We start from the raw sequence: 20,583 nt of genomic DNA on the forward strand, positions 1-20,583 counted from the left end.
TCGGCCTTGGACGCCAGCGCCACCTTGGCCTGGACGTCACCGGTCATCGGCTCGAAAACGTCTGCCGTCCGGCCCGACATCCCCTTGACCTCCCTGCTACCAATGAAATGTCCGACAATCTTCATAGGCCCTTCTCCGATCACTTGATTGAGCGACGACGCCCTGGCGCTGTTCGCATTGCACTACGCGCATCCCTCGGCGCTGCTCGCATCGCGCCCGACCTAGCCAACAGAAGCGCTGTGAGCGTTCGCCGTGATTATGAAGCGCAGTTCGAGCTGGTATGGGTCGTAGAGATCTAGCCCTCATGCGACAATTTCTAGTGCATCAGGATCTTGGAGAGAAAGGCCTTGGTGCGATCGCACTTCGGATTGGAAAAGAATTCGTGCGGAGCCCCCTCCTCCACAATCTGCCCTTGATCCATAAAGATCACACGGTCCGCGACGGCTTTGGCGAAGCCCATCTCGTGCGTCACGCACAGCATGGTGATGCCCTGGTCGGCGAGTTCGATCATCACGTCCAGCACTTCCTGGATCATCTCCGGATCGAGGGCCGACGTGGGCTCGTCAAACAGCATGATCGAAGGCGAAAGACACAGTGCTCGGGCAATGGCCACACGCTGCTGCTGCCCGCCGGACATCTGCAGCGGATACTTCTGGGCCTGCTCGGCGATGCGCACGCGTTTGAGCTGCGCCATGGCCCGGGACTCCGCCTCGTGGCGAGGCAACTTTCCTACCGTCATCGGCGCAAGCGTCAGGTTTTCCAGCACAGTCAGATGTGGAAACAGGTTGAACTGCTGAAATACCATGCCGACGTTGCTTCGGATCCTCTGCGTGACGTTCGGGTCTTCCGTGAGCGCGGTTCCATCGACGGTGAGGACACCGCCGTGGTGACGCTCGAGTCCGTTGATGCAGCGAATCAGCGTGGACTTCCCCGATCCGGAGGGACCGCAGATGACGACATGCTCGCCTCTGGCGATCTTCAAATGGATGTCGCGCAGCACGTGGAAGTCGCCGTACCACTTGCTGACGCCACTGAACTCGATCATGGGGGAGGATGTCTGCGCCGCCATTTGAAATCCGGAGTCTGTCGAACGCAAAAGACGGTTCAATAGGTACCGTCCTTGAATGCACCTGTTTGCCCGCTCGCCCGGACCTGTTCCACGGCCTCTCTCACGTCGTCAAGGTATTCGCCTACAATGGGCAGATGTACCGGGTTGACGCCTTGCTGAATGCCCAAGGGGCGATGTAAGCGACCTGTCGCCCATCCCTTCTTGTCCAGCAGATCGGCGACCGCCATGATATCAACGGCGGGGTCGTTCGAGACGAAACCGAAGAGGTTGGATTCGCCGTTGGGACGAAGGCAACGCAGGCCCGGAATCGCGTCGATCCCGCGGATGAACCCCATCGTGGCATCCATCGTCGCCTTCGTGGTCGCCATGTACCCTTCCCAACCAAGATATCGCATTACCGCCCAGGCAGATGCGATTGCCCCGGCCGGCCGACTTCCCAGGAATGTCGGTGTGACATAGGTCCCCTTGGCCCAGGATGAGCCGTATTCGAACCGTTCGTACGCTTTCATCGCTTCGTCGCGGAACACTAGCAACGACGCCCCCTTGGACGCGAAGCCGAATTTGTGGATATCGGCCGACATGCTCGTCACTCCCGGCACGGCCAGGTCCCAGTCCGGGATGGGATACCCCAGGCGTTTGGCAAACGGCGAGATGAAGCCACCCCAGCAGCCGTCCACGTGCAGCCAGAGTCCGCGTTCGAGCGCCAACCGACCGAGTGCTGCAATCGGATCGAACACACCGAATGTGAAGCACGGGGCCGAGCCGAATATCATGATGGTGTTGCCATCGACCGCGGCCGCCATGGCGTCCACATCCGCGCGGTGCTCGGGCCCGACTTCAATGCGCCGGATGTCGACATCCAGGATTTCGCCGGCCTTGTTCACCGCGGGGTGTGCAGTCATCGGTGCGACCAGGTTGAGCGGACCGCTGTGTCCGGGATGCTTGATCCTGAAGAACTTGCGCGCTGTCTTGATCGCCTCGAAGAGGCTTTCGGTGCCGCCGGACGTAAAGGACATTCCGGCGCCCGCGGGAGCATGGAACAGATCGAATGCCATGCCGCCGATATCGGCCAACATGGCCGTCAGACTCTTGAAGACCTTGCCTGCTCCCAATGCGTTCTCCACGCCATACAGCGCGTAGGCTTCCGACTGCACCTGGCGCAGGTTCTCGTCGTAGTAGTAGATGTAGGCCGGCAAGCGACCGCGCCGCCAATCCACGTCCAGCTTCTTCATTTCGATGAGCTCGCTCCGAAGGGTTTCCCAATCGGTGCCGGTCGAGGGGAGTGTTGTGAGCATGATTACCTATCTAGCCAGGATGCGTGAGAGGAAGGCGCGGGTGCGTGCATCTACCGCGCTGTTGAAGAAACGTTCGGGAGGCCCCTGCTCGACGATGCGCCCCTGGTCCATGAAGACGACCCGGTCGGCAGCCTGCCGCGCAAACCCCATCTCGTGCGTGACGACGATCATCGTCATGCCGGAGTGGGCCATCTCAATCATGACGTCGAGCACTTCCTTGACCATCTCCGGATCCAGCGAGGACGTCGGCTCGTCGAACAGCATCAGCGCTGGCTGCATGCACAGCGCGCGAGCGATCGCCACACGCTGCTGCTGGCCTCCCGAAAGTTGGGACGGCCGCTTGTGGGCCTGATCGACGATGCGCATCCGCTTCAGTTGCGCCACTGCCAGGGCATCCGACTCTGCCCGCGACAGGCCGCGGAGCTTTCGCGGCCCAAGCGTGCAGTTCTCCAGGACAGTAAGGTGCGGAAACAGATTGAATTGTTGGAAGACCATGCCGACGCGGGAGCGCACGGCGGGTAGTGTTCCCGACCGATGAGACACTTCGATCCCGTCGACGACGATCTTCCCTTGGTCGTGCCGCACTAGCCCGTTGATGCAGGAAATCAACGTCGACTTGCCAGATCCCGAGGGCCCGCACAGAACCAGCCGCTCGCCCACCGCCACGTCTAGGCTCACGTCGTCGAGAACGGTCTGCGTGCCGTAGCGCTTGACGATGCCGCGCAACGTCGCCAGGTCATTCGTCTCAGGCACGTTGCGTCCCCTTCTTCTCACCGGCCAATCGCCTTTCCAGACCGCGCGCGTACCAGGACATGCCGGCGCAAAGCGCGAAGTAGATCAGCGCGACGAAGAGATACGGTTCGATGTAGAGCCCCCACCAGTTTGGGTCCGCTTTGGCGGCGTTGGCGGTACCCAGCAAGTCCATCATCGCCACGACGCTCACGAGTGAGGTGTCCTTCAGCGCAGCGATGAACGTGTTCACCAGCGACGGTAATGCGACGCGCAGGGCCTGCGGCAGCACGATATGGATTTGCGTCCGCCAGTAACCGAAGCCGATCGCCTGCGCGGCGGCAGACTGGCCGGGCGGTACTGCCTGCAGACCACCGCGGATAGCCTCCGCGAGGTAGGCCGCAAAGAACATTACAAAAGCGATTTGCGCACGCAGCAGTTGGTCGACATCCACCTCGGGAGGCACCAACAGCGGAAACAGGATTGTCGCCAGGAGCAGCAGGCTGATCAGCGGCACGCCGCGGATGAACTCGATGTACCCGACGCAGAGCCAGTGCATCAATCGCATGTCACTGCGACGTCCCAGCGCCAGCAGAATGGCGAGCCCGAACGCGCAGCAACAACCGATGGCGGCGAAGCCCAGAGTCAAGGGCAGTCCGGCCCACAGGCGATGTTCGACGCGCGGTAGGCCGAACATCCCGCCCGGCATCAGCACCATCACCGTTCCAAGGACGGCGATCCACAATGCGCACATGAACCATCGCCGCGTGCTGCCGAGCCACAGGCCCGGAATACATGACAGCACCACGGCCATCAGGAAGATGATCGTCGATAACCCGGCCCGCCACTGTTCTTCGAACGGGTAGGTTCCGAACAGGATCAGGCGCCACTTGGCTTGCAGAAAGGACCAGCAGGCGCCTCCGGCGGACAGGCAGTCTCCATAGCTGGCCGGCGCTACGCTGCTTTCCGTTACGAGCCAGCGCCAGAGCCCTGGAAGAGTGGTCGCCAGCAGCCAGATGCCGCCAACTGCCAATAGCATGTTGATCCAGCCGTCGAAGAAGTTCCGGTGCCACCAACGCAGCACGCGCGCTGCAGTCGCGCCTGCGCTTGCCGATCGAACGAGGTCGGCTTTCATGCGAGAAGGCCTCGTTGGAAGGTAACCCGCCCGTTGTACCAGTTCATGAAGAGCGACGTGAGCAGGCTCAAACTCAGGTAGACCAGAAGCATGGTCACGACGCATTCCACCGCACGGCCCGTGTCGCTGATGGCGACGGTGGATACTCGCATCAGGTCCGGGTATCCGATGGCCACCGCGAGAGAGCTCGACTTCGTCAGGCTCAGAAAATTGGAGGTCAGCGGCGGGATAATCACCCGGAGTGCCTGCGGCAGGACTATCTTGCGCATGGTGGGCCACCAGCGCAGGCCTAGGCTGCGCGCTGCGTCCCATTGACCACGATCGACCGACTGAATGCCCGAGCGAATGCTTTCGGCGGCAAAGCCCGCATGACAGAACACGAGACCGAAAAGCAGCGCAAAGAACTCCGGAACCAGCGTGACGCCACCAGCCAAGTTGAAGCCACGCAGTACAGGGGCGGCCCGGCCGCCCGCACGCGGCTATGGCTCCGGCGATGACGCACGACCGCGGCCAGCACCAAGCTCACGACGAGCGCCAGCAATGCCCAATCGAAAGAGGACTGCCATTCCAGTCGTGCCATGGTGACACCGCGGTTGGACACGACGATGTCGGGCAGCGGATGCCACGCTGCGCTTGGCGGCGGCAACCGGCGGATCAGAAGCGATTGCCAAAACAGCAACTGCAGCAGAAGCGGCAAGTTGCGCGCGATCTCGACATAGAGCCAGGCCATGCGGTTCATCAAGAGGTTGCCAGACAACCGTAACAGGGCAACCAGTGTGGCAACGAAAGCAGTCAGCATCATTCCGATCACCGACACCTGCAAGGTGTTCGCAAGGCCTGCCGCAAACGCCTTCATGTAGCTGTCGCCCGCCCGGTAGCCGAACAGGTTGTCGCCCAACTCGAATGACGCCACCTCATTGAGGAATCCCCAACGGAGTTCCATCTTCAGGCGGGGCATGTTGGTGATCACGTTGCCCGCAATCCAGCAGACTGCCCCTCCCACGATCGTGACGAGCAACACCTGCCAAACGACCGAGCGCACGGCGGGTCGGCGCAACCACCGCATCATCGATCGGAGCCCGCCGTCCGCATACGATCTCCCATGGCGATCGAGCGACGCCATTTTCGAGGAGCTGAAGATCTGCATGCGGCGCGACGCTGTCATCGGCTTCATCGCCAGTTCGGCGCCCATTGCAGCCCGCCGTCGCGAGCAAGTGCGTTCATGCCGCGAGGCAGCATCCCCGGAGATTTCAGCCCGATGTTGCGATCCCAAATGTCGCCGTAATTGCCAACTGCCTTGATAACGTTGACCGTGAAGTCGTCGGTCAGGCCCATCTTTGAGCCGATGCCTCCTTCCAATCCCAGGAAGCGTCGCACATCGGGATTCTTGCTCTCCTTCATGGTGTCGACATTGCTGGCGTCGATGCCTAGCTCTTCAGCAGTAACAAGGGCGTAGTGAACCCAACGTGCGACATTCGAAAACACGCGATCGTCTTCCCGAATGACAGGGCCCATATGCGACTTCGCGAACGTCTCGTTCAGGATGATGTGGTCGTCAGGCGCCTTCATCCGCGCACGTCGCATCGCGAGGAACGGCGGCTCGAGTGTGACCACATCGCAGCGGCCATCTTCATACATCGACATCATCTGCGTCGAGCCTTCGACCGCTACCGGCTTGAACGTCATGTTACGCGGCCGGAAGTAGTCGGCGATCAGACTTTCGGTTGCAGCGCCCGCGATCACGCAGATCGACGCGCCATTCAGATCGGATAGGTTGATTGCACCGGTGCGCTTGTGCACCATGAATCCATGGCCGGAGTACAGAGTTGGGCCCACGAAGTCGAAGCCCAATTCGGTGTCGCGCAGGCTGGTATAGGTGATGGCCATAGCCGCGACATCGATCTCTCCCGAACGCAATGCCGGCATGCTTTGTGCGAAAGTCAGCTTCACAAACTGCGTCTTCTTGGCGTCGCCCAGGATCGCCGCCGTGAGCGCGCGGCAGTAGTCGACGTCGAAACCAACCCACTCTCCCTTATCGTTGAGGGCCGCAAGCCCAGGAGAGTTCTCGTAGACGCCGCACTTGAGATTTCCCCGCTGCTTTATGGTGTCGAGCGCGACCGACTTCGGTTGGGCATGCGCGTGTCCCAGCAGAGCTGCCGCGGCAAGCGCGAAGCCCCAGGTAAGACCGCGCAGGTATCGATTCAGCGGTTGGGTTACTTGAGCATCGATCACTTTGGATTCCTTTGGTTTGGCATCGTCAGTGGAGGATGCATCGACGAGCTCGTTATTCAGAATCACCGACGGATTCCGCCTTCGTTGAGTATCCAATTGGTTCAGAGCGAGATCAGGCTGAGGAACGGCTTAACTCATCAATCCAATGGTCCATGGTCTAAACAAAGAAGCAGGGCGCAGAATCAGCCAATCTCAATGTCAAGCACCTTATTGATGGCCTCTCGTCGCCGAATTGCAGTCAGCGCCTTGGGCCCAAGCTTCCGGGCAATCGCGACGAGGAGAGCCTCCGCGACAAAGTATTGAGCCATTGCACTGTCGAAGTAGAAGGGTTGATCGATGGCGATCGTAGTTCCCTCGCCTGCACCAACCTCGATAGCTGAACCTGCGTCGGTCAGCGACAGTATTGGCACCCCCTCGCTCTTCACAAATTCCACGGCCTTTACGACACTGCGCGTATACGGCCGGAACGAGATGGCCACTAGCAGATCGCTGGGCTGGATACGCGCAAGCGCCGAGGCAAGCAGGAGGCCCGGCTCTCCAACAATGGAGACTGACTCCGTCAGCGTCGCTAAATAGGTTCCGAAGAAGTGGCCGATGCCGTAGGCGCCGCGCGACGCAAGAACATAGACACGCCTTGCCTTGATCAATCGATTGACTGCTTCGTCGACCCTCTTCTGATTCAAGGTATTGGCGACCGCCATGACCTTCTGGCATTCGCTCTGGGCCACCAGCTGCAGCGAGTTCGTGGCGCCTGAATCTTCCTGTCGAGAAAGCAACTCGTCGACGCGATTGCTGTAGAAGGGCTGCGTCTCCGCGACGTGCCGACGGAAGAGATCCTGGAGGGGCCCAAAACCGCTGAAGCCGAGACGCTTGCCGAGCCGCGTCAGCGTCGAAGGCTCGACGCCATTGTGTGCGGCCAACTCCGAGATGCTCTGCACCGCTGCAGTTCCAGGTCGAGCCAGCATGTCGTCCAGGACAGCGAGTGTTCGCTTGCCCATCCGGTCACGACCCTGCGCAGTGCGCTCGATTTCCAGGAAACGACGCAGATCATCAACTGAGGTGGGGAGGTTTGTCTTCATCTTGGGTGGACTATTGCGCAAATTTTGACAACATGCAATACAATTGACGCAAATTTTTTTGCCTCGATGAGCCGAATATTCTCAATTCTAAATTGAGCGAGTCGGCAGGTCGAGAAGAACACGGGATCGAGCGGACGGACTCCGGCAGTCGCCGGTCAATGCAAAATCCTTTTCCTGAAGTTGGCGCCCGCGCCACGAATTGAACGAATCCTTCGACGAGCCGGATGGCCGTTGCAGGCTATCTCGAAATCTCGATCGAGGTGCTCGCGATCCTTCGTCGGGCTGGCGACTTCTCGGCGCCGGTTCTTTGGACGCCAGCAATGGTTGCTGCCGCGTAGACCGAAGAGCTACAACTTGAAGGAATGCACGTCGTCGTCGGGGCGAGGACGTCGCGTGTTGCCATTCGCTATTGAGCTACGGACATGTCTGAGCCCGGCAATAGGAACGATCAGCCACGCGCGACACGATTGGTTGACTTGCGCCATCTTCGATATGCAATGGCCGCTAGTGACTGCGGGAGTTTTCGGCAAGCCGCAGAAGTCCTTTCCCTTCGACACTCGGTCTTGAGCCGCTCGATGGGCGAATTTGAGCATCTGATTGGAACAACTCTGTTCGAGAGGTCAGCCAGAGGCGTGAGGCCCACAGTGGCTGGCCGAGCAGTTCTGCGAATTGCGCGGTTGGTTTTGGATCAGGTTGAAGCACTAGTCGAGAAAGATCAAACAGCCGCGGCGATGCTGGTCGTCTTTCGGTGGGCTTCTGTACGTCCATCTCTGCCGGGAATTTACGGGCCACTCTAGTCGAGTTTAGTAAGCACTTTCCACAGATCGAATTTGCGACAATCGAACGTTCACGACTTCGCCTAATGTGCGCTCTTTGTAGCGGGATGGTTGACGTCGTTATCCACCCAGGACGTTTGTTCTCGGCATGTAGTAAGAGCCTTCTGCTCTGGAGTGAGCGTGTCATAATTTCAATGCCTCAGAAGCATGCATTGGCGGCACGCGAAGCCGTTTATTGGACGGATAAGCGCTTTCTCAATCTCCTGCGAGAACGCTATCCAGCGCCCCCCTTTGCTGAATAACTTGCTCGTTTTGATTTCGTGAATCCGCGTGTCAAAGACATTCTCGGTGACCTGCGCGGTTGCACGAGCGGGCGTGACCGCACCAGTTTCGCACCAGAAACGACCTCATCGAAACGCAACAAACGCGATCGAACGCAAATGAAACCGCAGCAAAATCAACAAGGCCGATCGGTAGTCTGCCGCTCATAACGGTCTGGTTGCAGGTTCGAGTCCTGCCGGGCCCACCAATTGCATCAGGATCTTACTTGGTCTTCGTTGCCCTCAGCGCGACGACCGCACCAGAAACCGCACCAGATACGTCCACTTTTCGTTCGTGCGCGAGTTCGCACGCCGCAATCCGCTCGATGGCGCTAGACCGACTTGAGTGATGGCGGCTGCTCTCGATCATGCCGGTGCGGCGACAATATCCGGGTGTTCTCGGCCTCCGCCCATATCCCGGCCGCGGTCATGCTGATCGGCGGGCAGGGCTGGATGGCGGGACCGGCCTGCATCATCCCGCGGCAGAGCGTCGAGCTCTACAACCTCTGCCGACGCCAGGGCTGGGAGGAAGCGATGGTGCTCTAGCGCAAATTGTGGCGCGCCAGTTTCGCACTCAGCAACGCAGCGAGGCTGAGGTGCGGGGGACGCACGACAGCGCAGGATGCCGAGCCCGTTTCGGTTGCGCGCCGCACCTCGCCGCCGCCCTTTCCATGCAAGATCGCATCTTCAATTTCGCGCTGCAACTGTCCTTGACGGGCTTCTTCGGTGAACATGCAGTCCAAGGACTCGCCAAGCATTTCCCGCTCGTCCCAGCCCAAAATGCGATTACTAGCTGGTGACCAGTCCGTGTTCGTCCGTGCTGATGATCGCCGTATAGGGGCGCGATTGAAAATCTACCGCCATTGGGCAGCGATAACATTGCGCCCATCTGCTCGCGAGTAACAGTCGCGCGGCGTCGGCCTACATCCCGTGCGCCCGCCTGATGTTATCGATGAACTGCCGCACGCTTTCGCGCCAGGTGAAGGTCAGGGCGTAGGCGCGGCATTCTTCGCGCGGCACCTGCAATGCGTCGAGCGCGGCGCGGCGCAGATCGAGATCGAGGCAGCCGCAGCCTGACCGGCCGATCACGTCGAGCGGTCCCATGACCGGGAATGCCGCGACCGGCACGCCGCACGCCAAGGCTTCGAGGATCACCATCCCGAACGTATCCGTCAGGCTCGGAAAGACGAAGACATCCGCCGAAGCATAGACCTCGGCAAGCGCCCTCCCCGTCCGCGTGCCGAGAAAATGTGCGTGCGGAAATCGTGCCCGCAGGTTCGCGCGCGACGGCCCGTCCCCGACCACGACCTTGGAGCCCGGCAGATCGAGATTGAGGAAGGCATCGAGGTTCTTCTCAACCGCGACGCGGCCGACATAGAGAAACACAGGTTGCGGGAAGGAAAGCGGCCGCGCGGTGCGGGGACGGAACAGCTCGGCATCGACGCCGCGTGACCACGGCATCAACTTGCGGAAGCCATGCGTCTTGAGAGCCCGCTCTAGCGTCGGCGACCCGACCATGGTGCCGTCGCCGCTGTTGTGGAAGCGGCGCAGCGCTGCGTAGCTCCACTTCAACGGTACCGGCAGCCGCGCTGCCAGATATTCTGGAAAGCGAGTGTGATAGCTGGTCGTGAACGGGTAGCCGCGCGTCTGGCAGACATAGCGCGTGATCCACCCGATCGGCCCCTCGGTCGCGATGTGCACGGAGTCCGGGCGCATGCTTTTGATCGCGCGCTCGATGCGCCCCACCGTGGCCAACGCAAGGCGTATCTCGCGGTAGCCCGGCAGCGGCACGGCGCGGAAATCGCCCGGGGTGAGGAATGCGATGTCGGCGCCGAGCGAGGGCGCTTCGCTGGCGAGATATTCGAGCGAACGGACCACGCCGTTGACCTGCGGATGCCAGGCGTCGGTTGCCACCAGCACGCGCATCAGGCGACCGCCCTTGCGAATGGTACCACGCTCGCCTCGCCCGACATCTGTCGCGGCCGCGCCTCGGCCCAGCGGATGATCTCGAACCGGCCGTCTTGGTGCTCGACGACGCCGGTGCAGGATTCCACCCAGTCGCCGGTGTTGATGTAGCGGATGCCGAACTCGTCATGCATCGCCGCGTGGTGGATGTGGCCGCAGATCACGCCCTCTGCATCGTGGCGTCTTGCTTCCAACGACAGCACCTCCTCGAAGCGGCCGATGTGGTTGACGGCATTCTTGACCCGCAGCTTCGCCCAGGACGAGAACGACCAGTAGGCCAGCCCGAACCGGCTCCGGATCCAGTTGAGCCAGACGTTGGAGGCGAGCGCCGTGCGGTAGCCGAAGTCGCCAAGCAGCGCGAGCCAGCGGGCGTGGCGCACCACGAGATCGAAATGATCGCCATGGACGACGAGGTAGTCGCGGCCGTCGATCCCGCGGTGGATCGCATGCTCGACCACCTCGACGCCGCCAAAGGTCGAGCCGACATAGTCGCGGACGAACTCGTCGTGATTGCCGGCCACATAGACCAGCCGCTTGCCGTGCCGCGCCAGCTCGACGAGCTCCTGCACCACCGCATTATGCGCACTCGGCCAGTACCAACTCGACCTCAGATACCAGCCGTCGACGATATCGCCGACCAGATACACGGTCTCGGCGTCATGGTGACGGAGAAAGTCGATCAGCCGCTCGGCCTGGCATCCCCTTGTGCCGAGATGGACATCGGAGATGAAGAGGCTCCTGACCTTGACGAGATCGCGCGGCAAAGCCACTGCCTGATCGAGGCACTGCGCTGGCCGGTCGGCGCTATTGCCCTCGCGGAGGAACGCCATCGCCGCGGCTTCCGCCAATCCCGCAACGGCTTTCGTCACATCGCGGTTGGCGCGCCGACGGAAGATCGAGCGATGCCAGTAGACGGCGACGGCAAAGACGAGCAGCGCGAGTTGGGCGCCACGATGCCGACCGTCGGACGCCGCAACGCCGAACTGAAGGCCGGCGAGCAGGGTCAGCAGCGCGGCCGTCAGATGCTCGATGGTGTGGGAGCCAGGCCGGAAGCGGGACAACAGGGCTCTCATGCGATCTCCTCGACAGGCTTGGGGGCGGCGATGGCACGCGACGGAACGAGGCGCGGCCGCGCGATCGCGCGCTTGTAGAAGCGAAGTCCGAGGATGATCGCGACCTCGACGGAGATCAGGATGGCCACCACCCAGAAGCCGACGCTGACGGGATCCTGGCCGCTGCCGCGCAGCGCGTAGCCGAGACTGAGGAACGGCATATTCCAGATCACGGAGCCGATCGCGGTGGCCGCGACGAAGGCACGCGGATCGAGCCGCAGCACGCCGGCCGGCAAGGCGAGGTAGATCCGCACGGTCGGCAGCGTCTGGCCGATCAGCGTCACCCAGAAATGGTTGCCGCGATAGGCATTGGTGAGCTGCTGATAGAACGAGGGCCGCAGCAACACGTATTTTCCGTAAGTCCTCACCAGCCGCTCGATGCGCTGCGAGCCGAGCGCGCGGCCGAGCCCGTACCAGCCGATCGCACCGACGACGGACCCGATGCTGGTTGCCACGATGGTCATCGCAAGCGTCGCGCCGTCGGACACGGTGAGACCGAGCAGCATCAACAGGACGTAGGACGGAAACAGCGGAATGAATTTCTCGGCCACCGCCAGGCAACCAATTCCCAGCAGGCCGAAATGGAGAAACATTGCGATCGTGTTCGACGTGTCCATGATGCCTCGGTCACGTGTAGGGGGGACGGCGGCTGATCCGGTACACCGAGGCCGGCGGCAGGTTGCGATAGGTCTGCCCGATGCAGCTTGCCTGCAGGTCGAGACGATCGAGGATCGCATCGGGCACGGGGCAGCGCGGGCCGTAGGTGATCTGGTAGAACGCGCCGTTCGGACGGAGATAGGCAAACGCGCCGCCAAGGATCGCGAGCACTTTCTCCGGCGGCATCGTGAGCAGCCCGAGCCCAGAGACGACGGCGCCGACCGGCGCGCCCTCGAACAGCTTTTCCCTCACCAGCCAGGCTGCATCCATCCACAGCACGCGCGCACCGGGGAAGCGTTGCTGCAACAGCGGGATGAAATCGGAGCCGTATTCGACCAGCGTCAGATCCTGTTGGCTGATGCCGCGACGGAGCAGTTCGCGGGTGAATACGCCGGTGCCGGGACCGAGTTCGATGACGGGACCGGTGTCGGCGGTGATCTCCTGCGCCATCAGCGCTGACACGGCGGGCCCTGACGGCGCGACGGCGGCAACGCGCAGCGGATTGCGGACCCAGGCGCGGAAGAACGGCAGGATGTCAGCAGCCGACATGCCGGCTCTCCCTCGCGATGTAGACGGTCTCGCGGGTCGGGTTCAGCAACAAGGCCATTCAAATGTCTTTCCGCTTGCCTGTGCCCGCCATCGAAAGCGGAGGGCACTCGCTAGTGAGCCATGTCCGGCGCGGCAACATGATCAAGCCGGGCCCGACGATGACTTCAGTGTCATGCGAAGCTTGCGAGAATCTGTCGCGAATGCGCTTCCCTTGGAAAATCATCCGCGACGTTTCGCCTGCCAGAGGCCGCAAGGTTGCCGCAATGAATTGGGCATAAAACCGGCAGAGATGACGATGGGCGCGAAGGAAAGACTTCTCGATGCGGGTGCTGTTGGTAGAAGACGAGCCGGAGATGGTCACGGCGCTGCGCGCGGCGCTCGCGCGTCACAACATGCTCGTCGATCACGCGCCGGATCTGTCCGAAGCCGAGGTAATCGCCGCGGAGGGCAATTACGATGCGATCGTACTTGATCGCCAGCTGCCGGATGGCGATGGCCTGTCGTTGATTCCGAAGTTGCGCGAGAGCGGTAATGCCGTGCCGGTGCTGGTTCTCACCGCCCGCGGCGAACTTGCAGACCGCGTCCTGGGCCTCGACAAGGGCGCGGACGATTATCTCGGCAAGCCCTTTGCGTTCGAGGAATTGCTGGCACGGCTGCGGGCGCTGTTGCGCCGCCCCGCCAATGTACAGAGCGAGGTCGCGCGGATCGGCCGCCTGTCGTTCGACTCCGGTCATCGCGAGGCGAGCGTCGACGGCCAGACGCTCGAGATGCCGCGTCGCGAATTGCTGCTGCTAGAGGCGCTCGCGCATCGGATGGGACGTATGGTGCAGCGCTCCGCGCTGATGGAGGCGGTTTACGGTCTCGACGACGCGGTTCAGCCCAACGCGCTCGACACCCATGTCTCGCGCTTGCGCCGCAGACTCGCTGACGCCGACGCCGGCGTGACGATCAACGGCGTCCGCGGCCTCGGCTATGTCTTGCGGGAGACCACGTGAGCGCGCTGCGGCCGCGGTCCCTGACCTGGCGCCTGGTTGGGCGCCTCGCGAGCTTGCAGGCGATCATGCTGACGCTGCTGATCCTGTTGATCGGGCTCGCCGCGATCGTGCTGTTGCGGACCGGGCTGCTACTCGACGACTATGAAGGCAGCACCCTGGATGCGCTGAGGGACGCGATCGCGCGCGACGCCGCGGGCGGATTGTCGCTGCACCAAACGCCCGAATTGTCGGTCATTCGATCCGAGCACCCCGACCTCTGGTTCGTCATCCGCGACGCCGAGGGCCATCAGCTTTCCGAAGGCACGGTGCCGCCGCAATTCGCGCCGATCGCATCCGCCCTCGATCACGTGAGCGAGGCCCGGCTCAGATGGAATGCGGCGGAAGCCTCGCCGCCGTCGGGGCTCGCCAAATGGGTCGATACCGCGGCCGGACGGATCCAGATCCTGACCGGAACATACGGCCAGCTGTCGATGTGGCGGGCGTTGGCGGGGACTCCGTTCCTGTTCCTGAATGTCATTCTGCCGATCATCGTGCTGATGACGCTGGCGACGCTGGTGGCGACGCCGTTCGTGGTTCGCCGGACCATGAAAGGGGCTCGGGCAAGCGGCGGCGCAGGCCGAGCGGATCGACATCGACCAGCGCGGCGTGCAGTTGCCGCTCGACGAGGTGCCGATCGAGATTGCCCCGCTGGTCAAGGCCATCAACGACGCGCTCGGCCGCCTCGACAAGGGTTATGAGCGCCATCGGCGCTTCCTCGCCGATGCCGCGCATGAGCTGCGGACCCCGATCGCAATTCTTTCGACACGGGTGTCTTCGCTTGCGGCCGGACCGGAGAAGACGCTGCTGCTCGAGGATACCACCCGCCTCAGCGTCATGGCCGGCCAGCTTCTGGATCTGCAACGCCTCGACCAGGGAACAGACGCGTTCGCCGCCGTCGATCTCATCGGCGTCGCCCGGCGGGTCGTCCTCGACCTGGCGCCGCTCGCCTTCGCCGCCGGCTATGAAATGTCTTTCGAACACGAAGACGAGGCGGTCGTCGTAACAGGCGATCAGACCGCGCTCGAACGTGCGCTCACCAATCTGGTGCAGAACGCCATTGACCACGGACGGCGGCGCGGCACGATCCTGGTTCGGGTGACGAATGACGGCCGGATCGAGGTCTGCGACGACGGCGATGGCATCCCGCCCGAGGAGCGCGAACACATCTTCGAACCGTTCCATCGGCTGCATCAGGGCGGCCGCGGCGCCGGCCTCGGCCTCGATCTGGTACAGTCCATCATGCGCCTGCACGGCGGGCACATCGAGGCCGATCAGGCGCCCTCCGGCGGCGCCTGCATGCGCATGGTGTTTCCGGGGGGCAGACCGCCCAGGGCGCGCGCGGGCTCCGGACGCCGCCAACGCCAAATATGCAGCATTGACGATTAAAATTCCGCTGATTGTGGCAAGGGAACGCCGAAGGCCGGCGGCCAGTCCTTCAGCGACGCCGTTGGCCCGGGATCAAGCAGACAAGAAAGTGAAGGCCCGCATATGCGAGCCAAGTTTCAAGGGTTATAGCTCCAATCACGGCAGTGTCGACAAGGCGATCGATCGCGCGCTGGAAGCGCTGCGTGCCGCGACGCCGGATCACCATGGAGGAATCGAGTAACGTTGCATGAAACTGGACCGGCTCCATCGCCCGGTCCGTGACCCGCCTCATCCGTCCCGGCGGTTAGACCGGGACGGTGAGTGAGTTATGACAGAAGTGGTTGCGGGGACGAGCAACCACCGATACCGATATTCGGTCCAGGTTGCAATTTGACTGACGCCACCACCTCGCGCTGAAGCAAAAGCTGGCGGTCAAGGCGTCAATTAAAGCGCGAGCCACGCCAGTCGATTAGACGATTAGGCTCGTAAAGAAGGGCTTGGTTATCTCGACGACCGAGGGTTCTCTCTCATCAGGAGTGGCGGCGGTGACAAACTCGCTTTTGCAGTTAAAGCAGCGCCAAAGATCATGGATTTCTTGGGCATTGACGCGCTCACGCCACTCTAGATGGACCAACCCAGAACCACATTGAGGGCATTTTTCTGGATCGGGCGTCGAGAAGATTGATGCCATGTGGAACCTCCCTCGTTTTCGACGCAGCGTACGACTGTCCGGGCACCTTGGAATTGATCCACAACAAACAATTTGCCCATTTGTCATCGCCGGGCGGCTTCCAGGTCCGGGACCGTCGAGTGCTGGCACGCGCCCTCCACAATCGGGCCTTGCCAGTTGGTACACAAAGGGCGGCGATGTGGCGCATGTCGAATACGGAAGCTGTGATCTTCATGGGTTGGAACGCCCAGAGCCCGCATAGGGTTAGATAGATTGCGCACCATCGCGGCGGCCTGACCGCACGCTGGATTGGAGGCAGCACATGAAAATCGTGGACGAAGACGGCGAGATCATCGCAACAGCATCCGATGACCATACTTTAATCGGCGGCCACCACCGCCTCGCAGTGGCGGCCAGCCTCGGTAAAAGACTGTTCTGGCGAGATACCGGCGAACCAGTGAAGCTTGATAACTTCTTCAAGCATTATGGAAGTTCTCTTCGACATACAGCCTGAGCCGCTCGCCGAGCGTACGTTGTTCGGTGCATCGCAACAACGCCAACGAGGATTTTTGCCATCGCGCATTCCTGGTTTAATTTTATGCGGTCCTGTATACAAAGGCGGCGCGCGATGTGGCGCAAGTGCGACAATCGATCACTCCGACTTGCCGAATATCTCCAGCCAACCAAGGCGTCACATCATATGCCGAAGGTGTCTTACAAGGCGCCTGCTGCGACTTGGGGCAACGGCGAGGTGATGGTCGAGCTAGGAGTTAGCAAGGACCAGTGGGATCACATTGCTCGCGGAGATCGTGTCGAATTTAAAGGGCGCGGATACTGGTATGAGGGCGACTGGTTTCAAGATATTTGGGATTTCAATTGTCCGCATGGCGAATGGATCATCTGGTACGGTCAGCCAAACGATGGCGACTTTTCAGGTCAAGGGTACAACGGGCCGATAAGCAGCGTCGTGGTCGAGGGACGCTGACCGGACCCCATAGTTGGCAACGCCTCACACTCGCTTGCTTTGCTGCTTGAGCGCCCACAGCCGGCAGGCTCAAATCTCGCACCAGCCTTTGTCTGCGAGATGGTACGGTCTGCCGCAGACAAAGAAGGGTCGTTACCGGCTCAGAATTTGGAACGATGTTGGCCCCCCAAATTGGGCGCGTTAGATTTTTGTGAACTCTCGGTGCACACATCGTGCATACGCACTGTTTCAACTATTGAAACAATCAAACTCTCGCTCCGATCCATGATTGGGAAGTTCGAGCTAGATTCAGCTAGCGGGAGCTATTCAGCTCCAACATCTACACCCCAACGTCCCTTTTTGCGCTACGAGTGGATCCTCCGATCCGGTCCTTTTTGTTGAATCTTACTTCTCATTGCCTCGATCCAGGTTTTCTCGGCAACCACACTACCTTGGCGGCGCGGACGCCACTATTCGATCGATCGAGCCGACGAGAAACGGCTCCCTTGCATGGACGAGCCTAAGCGGGGCGGAGTCGATAGGACTTCGATTGCAGCAAAAAATGAGCCGCGCGGAAATCAGACGCCCCAACGCAGAGCTGCGGTCTGCACCGGGGCATCCCATAATGTCGTGGCTTTGCGATCGAGCACCGATACGGTGATCGAGACACCGGCCATGTCGAGGGATGTGACGTAGGAACCGGTCAGGAAGCGCGTCACGGTGATCCCCGCGCGATCCAGAGTCCGCTTTGCGGCATTGACCATCAGATAGAGTTCGATCAGAGGCGTCGCACCAAATCCGTTAATGAGAAGCAGCACTTCACTGCCCTTGCTCGGCGCAAGATCCTTCAGGATCGCGTCGAGCACCTCGGCGGCGATCGCATCGGCGGAAGCCAACGGTACCCTGCGCCGGCCAGGCTCGCCATGAATGCCGACGCCCATTTCCATTTCATCGTCGGCCAACGTGAAATTTGGCCGTCCGGCGGCCGGCACAGTGCATGGCAATAGAGCTACCCCCATCGAGCGCGTACGCCGGTTGACTTCATCGCCGAGCGCCTTGAGCGCGGCAAGCGGCATTCCGGTCTCCGCAGCGGCGCCGACCATTTTTTCCACGATCAACGTTCCAGCGACACCGCGACGACCGGTCGTGTAGGTCGATTTTTCGACCGCCACGTCGTCGTTCGTCACCACGCTTGCGACTTCTCGGCCGGCCATCTCGGCTGCCATGTTGAAATTCATCACATCGCCTTCATAGTTTTTGACGATGAACAGCACACCTGCGCCGGTGTCGACGGCCTCCGCAGCCTCGATCATCTGATCTGGCGTCGGCGAGGTGAAGACCTGGCCGGGGCAAGCCGCGTCGAGCATGCCCAGGCCGACAAAGCCCGCATGCAGCGGCTCATGTCCCGAGCCGCCTCCCGAAATCAGCGCGACCTTGCCCGGTTTCAACGTGCGACGGCGCACAAATTTTCGCTCGGCGCCGAGAAGCAGGATATCCGCGTGCGCTGCGGCGAGGCCGTCAAGACTTTCTTCGAGTACAGTATCGGCGCTGTTGATCAGCTTTTTCATGAGCGTTCTCCCAGTCCGGTCTAAAGTTCGATTCAATGGCTAACCGACGCTTTCCGCAAAGCGCGCGAGCTGCGCGGCTAAATCGACGATGAGCTGCTCGAGCGCACGATTCTTCTTGTCGTCACCAAGTTCAGGAACGGTCACCGTAATGACACGCGTGCGCGCTTCGCGGTGGGGTGCGCGCAGTCTTCCGGGGTGCGCGCGGCCATACGCATCGAGAAATGCCGCACGCTCGGCGCTGGACAGATGGCAGACGTCGAAGATGACCGCGACATGCTTCGCCGGGATCGGCACCAGATAAGCCGGATTCGTGATTTGACTCACGAACGAACGATTCTTGCCCAGCGCCGCCGCAAGCTTCAGGCGCGTCCCCGAGGGCCGATTGTCGAGTACCTTTCGCAGGATTATTTTGTATTCTGCGACATTCTTGTCACCGGGCGTGTCCTTGCCGACATCGTCCTTCATGAACTCACCTTTGCGATTGCGGCCTTGAGCCGTGCGACGGCAATCGGCGACACAGAGAGAGTTGTCAATCCGGTCGCGAGCAGCGCCGCCGTGAGGTGAGTGTTGGCCGCGGCGTCGCCACAGAGCGAAACCTCGACGCCACGCTTTAGCCCGGCCTCGACGGTCGCGGCTATCAATGCCAGCACAGCCGGATTGCTGGTATCATTGAGGTCAGCGACTGCGCCGATGTCGCGCGCCGCCGCCATGGTGTACTGGGTTAGATCGTTCGAACCGATGGAATAGAATGCAGCGCCAAAATCCGCTGCACAGAGCGCCGCCGCTGGCACCTCGACCATAATGCCGAGCGGCGGTCGAGCGCAGGCAACTCCTTTCGCTTGGAGGGCTGTGAACTCCGCGTCAAGTATTTCGTTCGCGCGGTCCAATTCCGACGGGACCGCAACCATGGGCAACATCACTTTCAGCGTGCCATGGACAGCCGCACGGCAGAGCGCGCGGAGCTGCATGCGAAACACCTCCGGCCGCGCGAGCGAGAGGCGGATACCGCGGAGGCCGAGAAACGGATTGCTCTCACCTTCGACCGTCAAACCGGGAACCTGCTTGTCTCCGCCTGCATCCAAGGTCCGGATCGTCACCGGCTTGTCTTGGGCCCAGACGAGAATGTCTCGATAGACCCTGTATTGCGTTTCCTCGTCCGGCAGGCCGTGGGCCGCCTCGAACAGGAATTCCGTGCGTACAAGGCCGATGCCGTCGCAAATTGCGGAATCAAGGTTTGCAAGGTCTTCAGGCCCGGCGACATTGAGCAGAACCGCTATCCGCCGACCATTGGCGACGAAGGCAGGCGCAAGGCTGGTCGCCTCGGCGACAGCCAGTTCGGCCTTCGCAGCCGCCATACGCAGCTCAAAGAGACGGATGGTCTCCGGCTCCGGATCGAAGATGACCCTTCCGGCGTCGCCGTCTACCAGCGCCAAGACTGGTGGCTGTCCATGCCACGACAACGGACCTAATCCAACGACCATCGGCGCCCCGCGCGCACGCGCCAACATGGCGACATGCGAGGAAGGTGAGCCACTGGCCAGCGCGATCGCGCCGCCTTGCGACCAGTCAGTCGCAAGAAAGGTCGAAGGCGTGATATCTTCAGCCGCAACAATCGATCCGCCCGCGATTCCGGCGACAACATCCACACCGCCCAGATGCGCAAGCACGCGATCGCGGATGTCAACGATATCAACGGCCCGGGCACGGAAATATTCATCTTCAGCCGCGCGATAGCCGGCGATCTCTAGGTCGAGTGCCCGGCGCCAGGCATGGTCGGCAGCGATCCCGATCGCGATAAGTTCATATGCCGTATCTGTTAGTGCATCGTCCTCCAACATGGCGGCCTGGAACTCCAGAATGTCTGCCGCCTCACTCTGAATCGTCTTGATCTGTTCGGCGAGTTGCGCCCTCGCCCGCCCAATCGCCGCCCGCAGCGCTGCAGCCTCCTGCTCCGGATCCTCGCTCGCCATTCGCCCGGCCACGGCCGCAGTCAGCACGGCGACCGGCCCGAACGCGAGGCCCGGCGATGCGGCACGGCCGATAAGTTGGATCTCTGCCACTGCC

23 protein-coding genes and 2 pseudogenes are annotated in these 20,583 nt (G+C 61.5%); 8 read left to right on the plus strand and 17 right to left on the minus strand.

Going from position 1 to position 20,583, the window contains the following annotated elements; translation table 11 throughout:
* Nucleotides 1-316: 316 nt before the first annotated feature.
* From AC5ZFO_RS43840 to AC5ZFO_RS43875, 8 genes are all read right to left on the minus strand, one after another.
* Entirely contained in the window at nucleotides 317-1,069 is a 753-nt protein-coding gene (locus AC5ZFO_RS43840; protein WP_282525749.1) for an amino acid ABC transporter ATP-binding protein, read from the minus strand.
* A 35-nt stretch (nucleotides 1,070-1,104) separates the two neighbouring features.
* On the minus strand, nucleotides 1,105-2,364 hold the full coding sequence (locus tag AC5ZFO_RS43845; protein ID WP_282525748.1) for a pyridoxal phosphate-dependent decarboxylase family protein: 1,260 nt from the start codon (nucleotides 2,362-2,364) through the stop codon (nucleotides 1,105-1,107).
* A 6-nt stretch (nucleotides 2,365-2,370) separates the two neighbouring features.
* Nucleotides 2,371-3,117, minus strand: a complete 747-nt coding sequence (locus AC5ZFO_RS43850; RefSeq protein WP_282525747.1) for an amino acid ABC transporter ATP-binding protein — start codon at nucleotides 3,115-3,117, stop codon at nucleotides 2,371-2,373.
* Nucleotides 3,110-4,228 carry an amino acid ABC transporter permease gene (locus AC5ZFO_RS43855; protein WP_282525746.1) on the minus strand — a complete coding sequence of 373 codons (1,119 nt, stop codon included), beginning with the start codon at nucleotides 4,226-4,228 and terminating at the stop codon, nucleotides 3,110-3,112. The genes AC5ZFO_RS43850 and AC5ZFO_RS43855 overlap by 8 nt, the downstream gene beginning before the upstream one ends.
* Complete coding sequence (locus AC5ZFO_RS43860; RefSeq protein WP_282525745.1) at nucleotides 4,225-4,608, minus strand: ABC transporter permease subunit; 384 nt, start codon at nucleotides 4,606-4,608, stop codon at nucleotides 4,225-4,227. The genes AC5ZFO_RS43855 and AC5ZFO_RS43860 overlap by 4 nt, the downstream gene beginning before the upstream one ends.
* Nucleotides 4,518-5,420: an ABC transporter permease subunit gene (locus AC5ZFO_RS43865; protein ID WP_282525744.1), complete on the minus strand. Its 903-nt coding sequence runs from the start codon at nucleotides 5,418-5,420 to the stop codon at nucleotides 4,518-4,520. The genes AC5ZFO_RS43860 and AC5ZFO_RS43865 overlap by 91 nt, the downstream gene beginning before the upstream one ends.
* A complete protein-coding gene (locus AC5ZFO_RS43870) occupies nucleotides 5,399-6,526 on the minus strand; it encodes an amino acid ABC transporter substrate-binding protein (RefSeq protein ID WP_282525743.1) in 1,128 nt (375 codons plus the stop codon). Before AC5ZFO_RS43870 ends, AC5ZFO_RS43865 begins: the two co-directional genes overlap by 22 nt.
* 116 nt (nucleotides 6,527-6,642) lie before the next feature.
* The gene (locus AC5ZFO_RS43875; RefSeq protein ID WP_282525742.1) at nucleotides 6,643-7,539 is read right to left on the minus strand and encodes a MurR/RpiR family transcriptional regulator; all 897 of its coding nucleotides are present in this window, start codon (nucleotides 7,537-7,539) and stop codon (nucleotides 6,643-6,645) included.
* 497 nt (nucleotides 7,540-8,036) lie between these two features.
* Here AC5ZFO_RS43875 and AC5ZFO_RS43880 point away from each other — a divergent pair, with 497 nt between their 5' ends.
* The 3 genes and pseudogenes from AC5ZFO_RS43880 to AC5ZFO_RS43890 form a co-directional block, all read left to right on the plus strand.
* Nucleotides 8,037-8,336, plus strand: coding sequence for a LysR family transcriptional regulator (locus AC5ZFO_RS43880; RefSeq protein ID WP_496123796.1), 300 nt, complete (start codon nucleotides 8,037-8,039; stop codon nucleotides 8,334-8,336).
* Entirely contained in the window at nucleotides 8,288-8,617 is a 330-nt protein-coding gene (locus AC5ZFO_RS43885) for a LysR substrate-binding domain-containing protein (protein WP_368860690.1), read from the plus strand. Before AC5ZFO_RS43880 ends, AC5ZFO_RS43885 begins: the two co-directional genes overlap by 49 nt.
* 371 nt (nucleotides 8,618-8,988) lie before the next feature.
* Nucleotides 8,989-9,178 (plus strand): annotated as a pseudogene (locus AC5ZFO_RS43890) (dihydrodipicolinate synthase family protein); the annotation flags it as partial.
* Here the strand turns inward: AC5ZFO_RS43890 and AC5ZFO_RS43895 are convergent.
* The 5 genes from AC5ZFO_RS43895 to AC5ZFO_RS43915 all read right to left on the minus strand — a co-directional run bounded on the left by AC5ZFO_RS43895 (nucleotide 9,178) and on the right by AC5ZFO_RS43915 (nucleotide 12,918).
* Nucleotides 9,178-9,393: a hypothetical protein gene (locus AC5ZFO_RS43895; RefSeq protein WP_496123794.1), complete on the minus strand. Its 216-nt coding sequence runs from the start codon at nucleotides 9,391-9,393 to the stop codon at nucleotides 9,178-9,180. The pseudogene AC5ZFO_RS43890 and the gene AC5ZFO_RS43895 sit on opposite strands and share 1 nt — an antisense overlap.
* A gap of 163 nt (nucleotides 9,394-9,556) precedes the next feature.
* Nucleotides 9,557-10,561: a glycosyltransferase family 4 protein gene (locus AC5ZFO_RS43900; RefSeq protein WP_282525740.1), complete on the minus strand. Its 1,005-nt coding sequence runs from the start codon at nucleotides 10,559-10,561 to the stop codon at nucleotides 9,557-9,559.
* On the minus strand, nucleotides 10,561-11,430 hold the full coding sequence (locus AC5ZFO_RS43905) for a UDP-2,3-diacylglucosamine diphosphatase (RefSeq protein ID WP_282525750.1): 870 nt from the start codon (nucleotides 11,428-11,430) through the stop codon (nucleotides 10,561-10,563). Before AC5ZFO_RS43905 ends, AC5ZFO_RS43900 begins: the two co-directional genes overlap by 1 nt.
* A gap of 239 nt (nucleotides 11,431-11,669) precedes the next feature.
* On the minus strand, nucleotides 11,670-12,329 hold the full coding sequence (locus AC5ZFO_RS43910; protein ID WP_282525739.1) for a DedA family protein: 660 nt from the start codon (nucleotides 12,327-12,329) through the stop codon (nucleotides 11,670-11,672).
* 10 nt (nucleotides 12,330-12,339) lie between these two features.
* A complete protein-coding gene (locus AC5ZFO_RS43915; RefSeq protein WP_282525738.1) occupies nucleotides 12,340-12,918 on the minus strand; it encodes a class I SAM-dependent methyltransferase in 579 nt (192 codons plus the stop codon).
* A gap of 320 nt (nucleotides 12,919-13,238) precedes the next feature.
* Between AC5ZFO_RS43915 and AC5ZFO_RS43920 the strand changes: the two genes are divergently transcribed.
* From AC5ZFO_RS43920 to AC5ZFO_RS43930, 3 genes and pseudogenes are all read left to right on the plus strand, one after another.
* Entirely contained in the window at nucleotides 13,239-13,913 is a 675-nt protein-coding gene (locus AC5ZFO_RS43920; protein WP_282525737.1) for a response regulator transcription factor, read from the plus strand.
* A 5-nt stretch (nucleotides 13,914-13,918) separates the two neighbouring features.
* A pseudogene (locus tag AC5ZFO_RS43925) lies at nucleotides 13,919-15,338 on the plus strand (sensor histidine kinase).
* On the plus strand, nucleotides 15,328-15,558 hold the full coding sequence (locus tag AC5ZFO_RS43930; protein WP_282525736.1) for a hypothetical protein: 231 nt from the start codon (nucleotides 15,328-15,330) through the stop codon (nucleotides 15,556-15,558). Before AC5ZFO_RS43925 ends, AC5ZFO_RS43930 begins: the two are co-directional and overlap by 11 nt.
* A 228-nt stretch (nucleotides 15,559-15,786) precedes the next feature.
* On the opposite strand, the gene AC5ZFO_RS43935 is transcribed toward AC5ZFO_RS43930, so the two are convergent.
* Nucleotides 15,787-16,008, minus strand: coding sequence for a hypothetical protein (locus AC5ZFO_RS43935; protein WP_282525735.1), 222 nt, complete (start codon nucleotides 16,006-16,008; stop codon nucleotides 15,787-15,789).
* 301 nt (nucleotides 16,009-16,309) lie between these two features.
* Here AC5ZFO_RS43935 and AC5ZFO_RS43940 point away from each other — a divergent pair, with 301 nt between their 5' ends.
* Nucleotides 16,310-16,501, plus strand: a complete 192-nt coding sequence (locus AC5ZFO_RS43940; protein WP_028150075.1) for a ParB N-terminal domain-containing protein — start codon at nucleotides 16,310-16,312, stop codon at nucleotides 16,499-16,501.
* Between the two features lie 186 nt (nucleotides 16,502-16,687).
* Nucleotides 16,688-16,972, plus strand: a complete 285-nt coding sequence (locus tag AC5ZFO_RS43945; protein ID WP_282525734.1) for a hypothetical protein — start codon at nucleotides 16,688-16,690, stop codon at nucleotides 16,970-16,972.
* 557 nt (nucleotides 16,973-17,529) lie between these two features.
* On the opposite strand, the gene dhaK is transcribed toward AC5ZFO_RS43945, so the two are convergent.
* From dhaK to ptsP, 3 genes are read right to left on the minus strand one after another with little or no spacing between them, the layout of a single operon-like run.
* A complete protein-coding gene (gene dhaK, locus AC5ZFO_RS43950; protein WP_282525733.1) occupies nucleotides 17,530-18,519 on the minus strand; it encodes a dihydroxyacetone kinase subunit DhaK in 990 nt (329 codons plus the stop codon).
* 39 nt (nucleotides 18,520-18,558) lie between these two features.
* Nucleotides 18,559-18,984: a hypothetical protein gene (locus tag AC5ZFO_RS43955; protein WP_028160804.1), complete on the minus strand. Its 426-nt coding sequence runs from the start codon at nucleotides 18,982-18,984 to the stop codon at nucleotides 18,559-18,561.
* Nucleotides 18,981-20,579: a phosphoenolpyruvate--protein phosphotransferase gene (gene ptsP / locus AC5ZFO_RS43960; RefSeq protein WP_282525732.1), complete on the minus strand. Its 1,599-nt coding sequence runs from the start codon at nucleotides 20,577-20,579 to the stop codon at nucleotides 18,981-18,983. Before ptsP ends, AC5ZFO_RS43955 begins: the two co-directional genes overlap by 4 nt.
* Between the last annotated feature and the right edge of the window lie 4 nt (nucleotides 20,580-20,583).

The sequence above is a fragment of the Bradyrhizobium sp. Unk1 genome, from assembly GCF_059512345.1.

Coding starts and splice junctions, on each gene's coding strand:
- AC5ZFO_RS43910 (WP_282525739.1), bottom strand. CDS start 12,329: ATGGACACGTCGAACACGATCGCAATGTTTCTCCATTTCGGCCTGCTG.
- AC5ZFO_RS43920 (WP_282525737.1), top strand. CDS start 13,239: ATGCGGGTGCTGTTGGTAGAAGACGAGCCGGAGATGGTCACGGCGCTG.
- AC5ZFO_RS43865 (WP_282525744.1), bottom strand. CDS start 5,420: ATGGGCGCCGAACTGGCGATGAAGCCGATGACAGCGTCGCGCCGCATG.
- AC5ZFO_RS43845 (WP_282525748.1), bottom strand. CDS start 2,364: ATGCTCACAACACTCCCCTCGACCGGCACCGATTGGGAAACCCTTCGG.
- AC5ZFO_RS43945 (WP_282525734.1), top strand. CDS start 16,688: ATGCCGAAGGTGTCTTACAAGGCGCCTGCTGCGACTTGGGGCAACGGC.
- AC5ZFO_RS43905 (WP_282525750.1), bottom strand. CDS start 11,430: ATGGCGTTCCTCCGCGAGGGCAATAGCGCCGACCGGCCAGCGCAGTGC.
- AC5ZFO_RS43855 (WP_282525746.1), bottom strand. CDS start 4,228: ATGAAAGCCGACCTCGTTCGATCGGCAAGCGCAGGCGCGACTGCAGCG.
- AC5ZFO_RS43955 (WP_028160804.1), bottom strand. CDS start 18,984: ATGAAGGACGATGTCGGCAAGGACACGCCCGGTGACAAGAATGTCGCA.
- AC5ZFO_RS43875 (WP_282525742.1), bottom strand. CDS start 7,539: ATGAAGACAAACCTCCCCACCTCAGTTGATGATCTGCGTCGTTTCCTG.
- AC5ZFO_RS43840 (WP_282525749.1), bottom strand. CDS start 1,069: ATGGCGGCGCAGACATCCTCCCCCATGATCGAGTTCAGTGGCGTCAGC.
- AC5ZFO_RS43935 (WP_282525735.1), bottom strand. CDS start 16,008: ATGGCATCAATCTTCTCGACGCCCGATCCAGAAAAATGCCCTCAATGT.
- AC5ZFO_RS43880 (WP_496123796.1), top strand. CDS start 8,037: ATGGCCGCTAGTGACTGCGGGAGTTTTCGGCAAGCCGCAGAAGTCCTT.
- AC5ZFO_RS43940 (WP_028150075.1), top strand. CDS start 16,310: ATGAAAATCGTGGACGAAGACGGCGAGATCATCGCAACAGCATCCGAT.
- AC5ZFO_RS43900 (WP_282525740.1), bottom strand. CDS start 10,561: ATGCGCGTGCTGGTGGCAACCGACGCCTGGCATCCGCAGGTCAACGGC.
- AC5ZFO_RS43895 (WP_496123794.1), bottom strand. CDS start 9,393: ATGCTTGGCGAGTCCTTGGACTGCATGTTCACCGAAGAAGCCCGTCAA.
- dhaK (WP_282525733.1), bottom strand. CDS start 18,519: ATGAAAAAGCTGATCAACAGCGCCGATACTGTACTCGAAGAAAGTCTT.
- AC5ZFO_RS43915 (WP_282525738.1), bottom strand. CDS start 12,918: ATGTCGGCTGCTGACATCCTGCCGTTCTTCCGCGCCTGGGTCCGCAAT.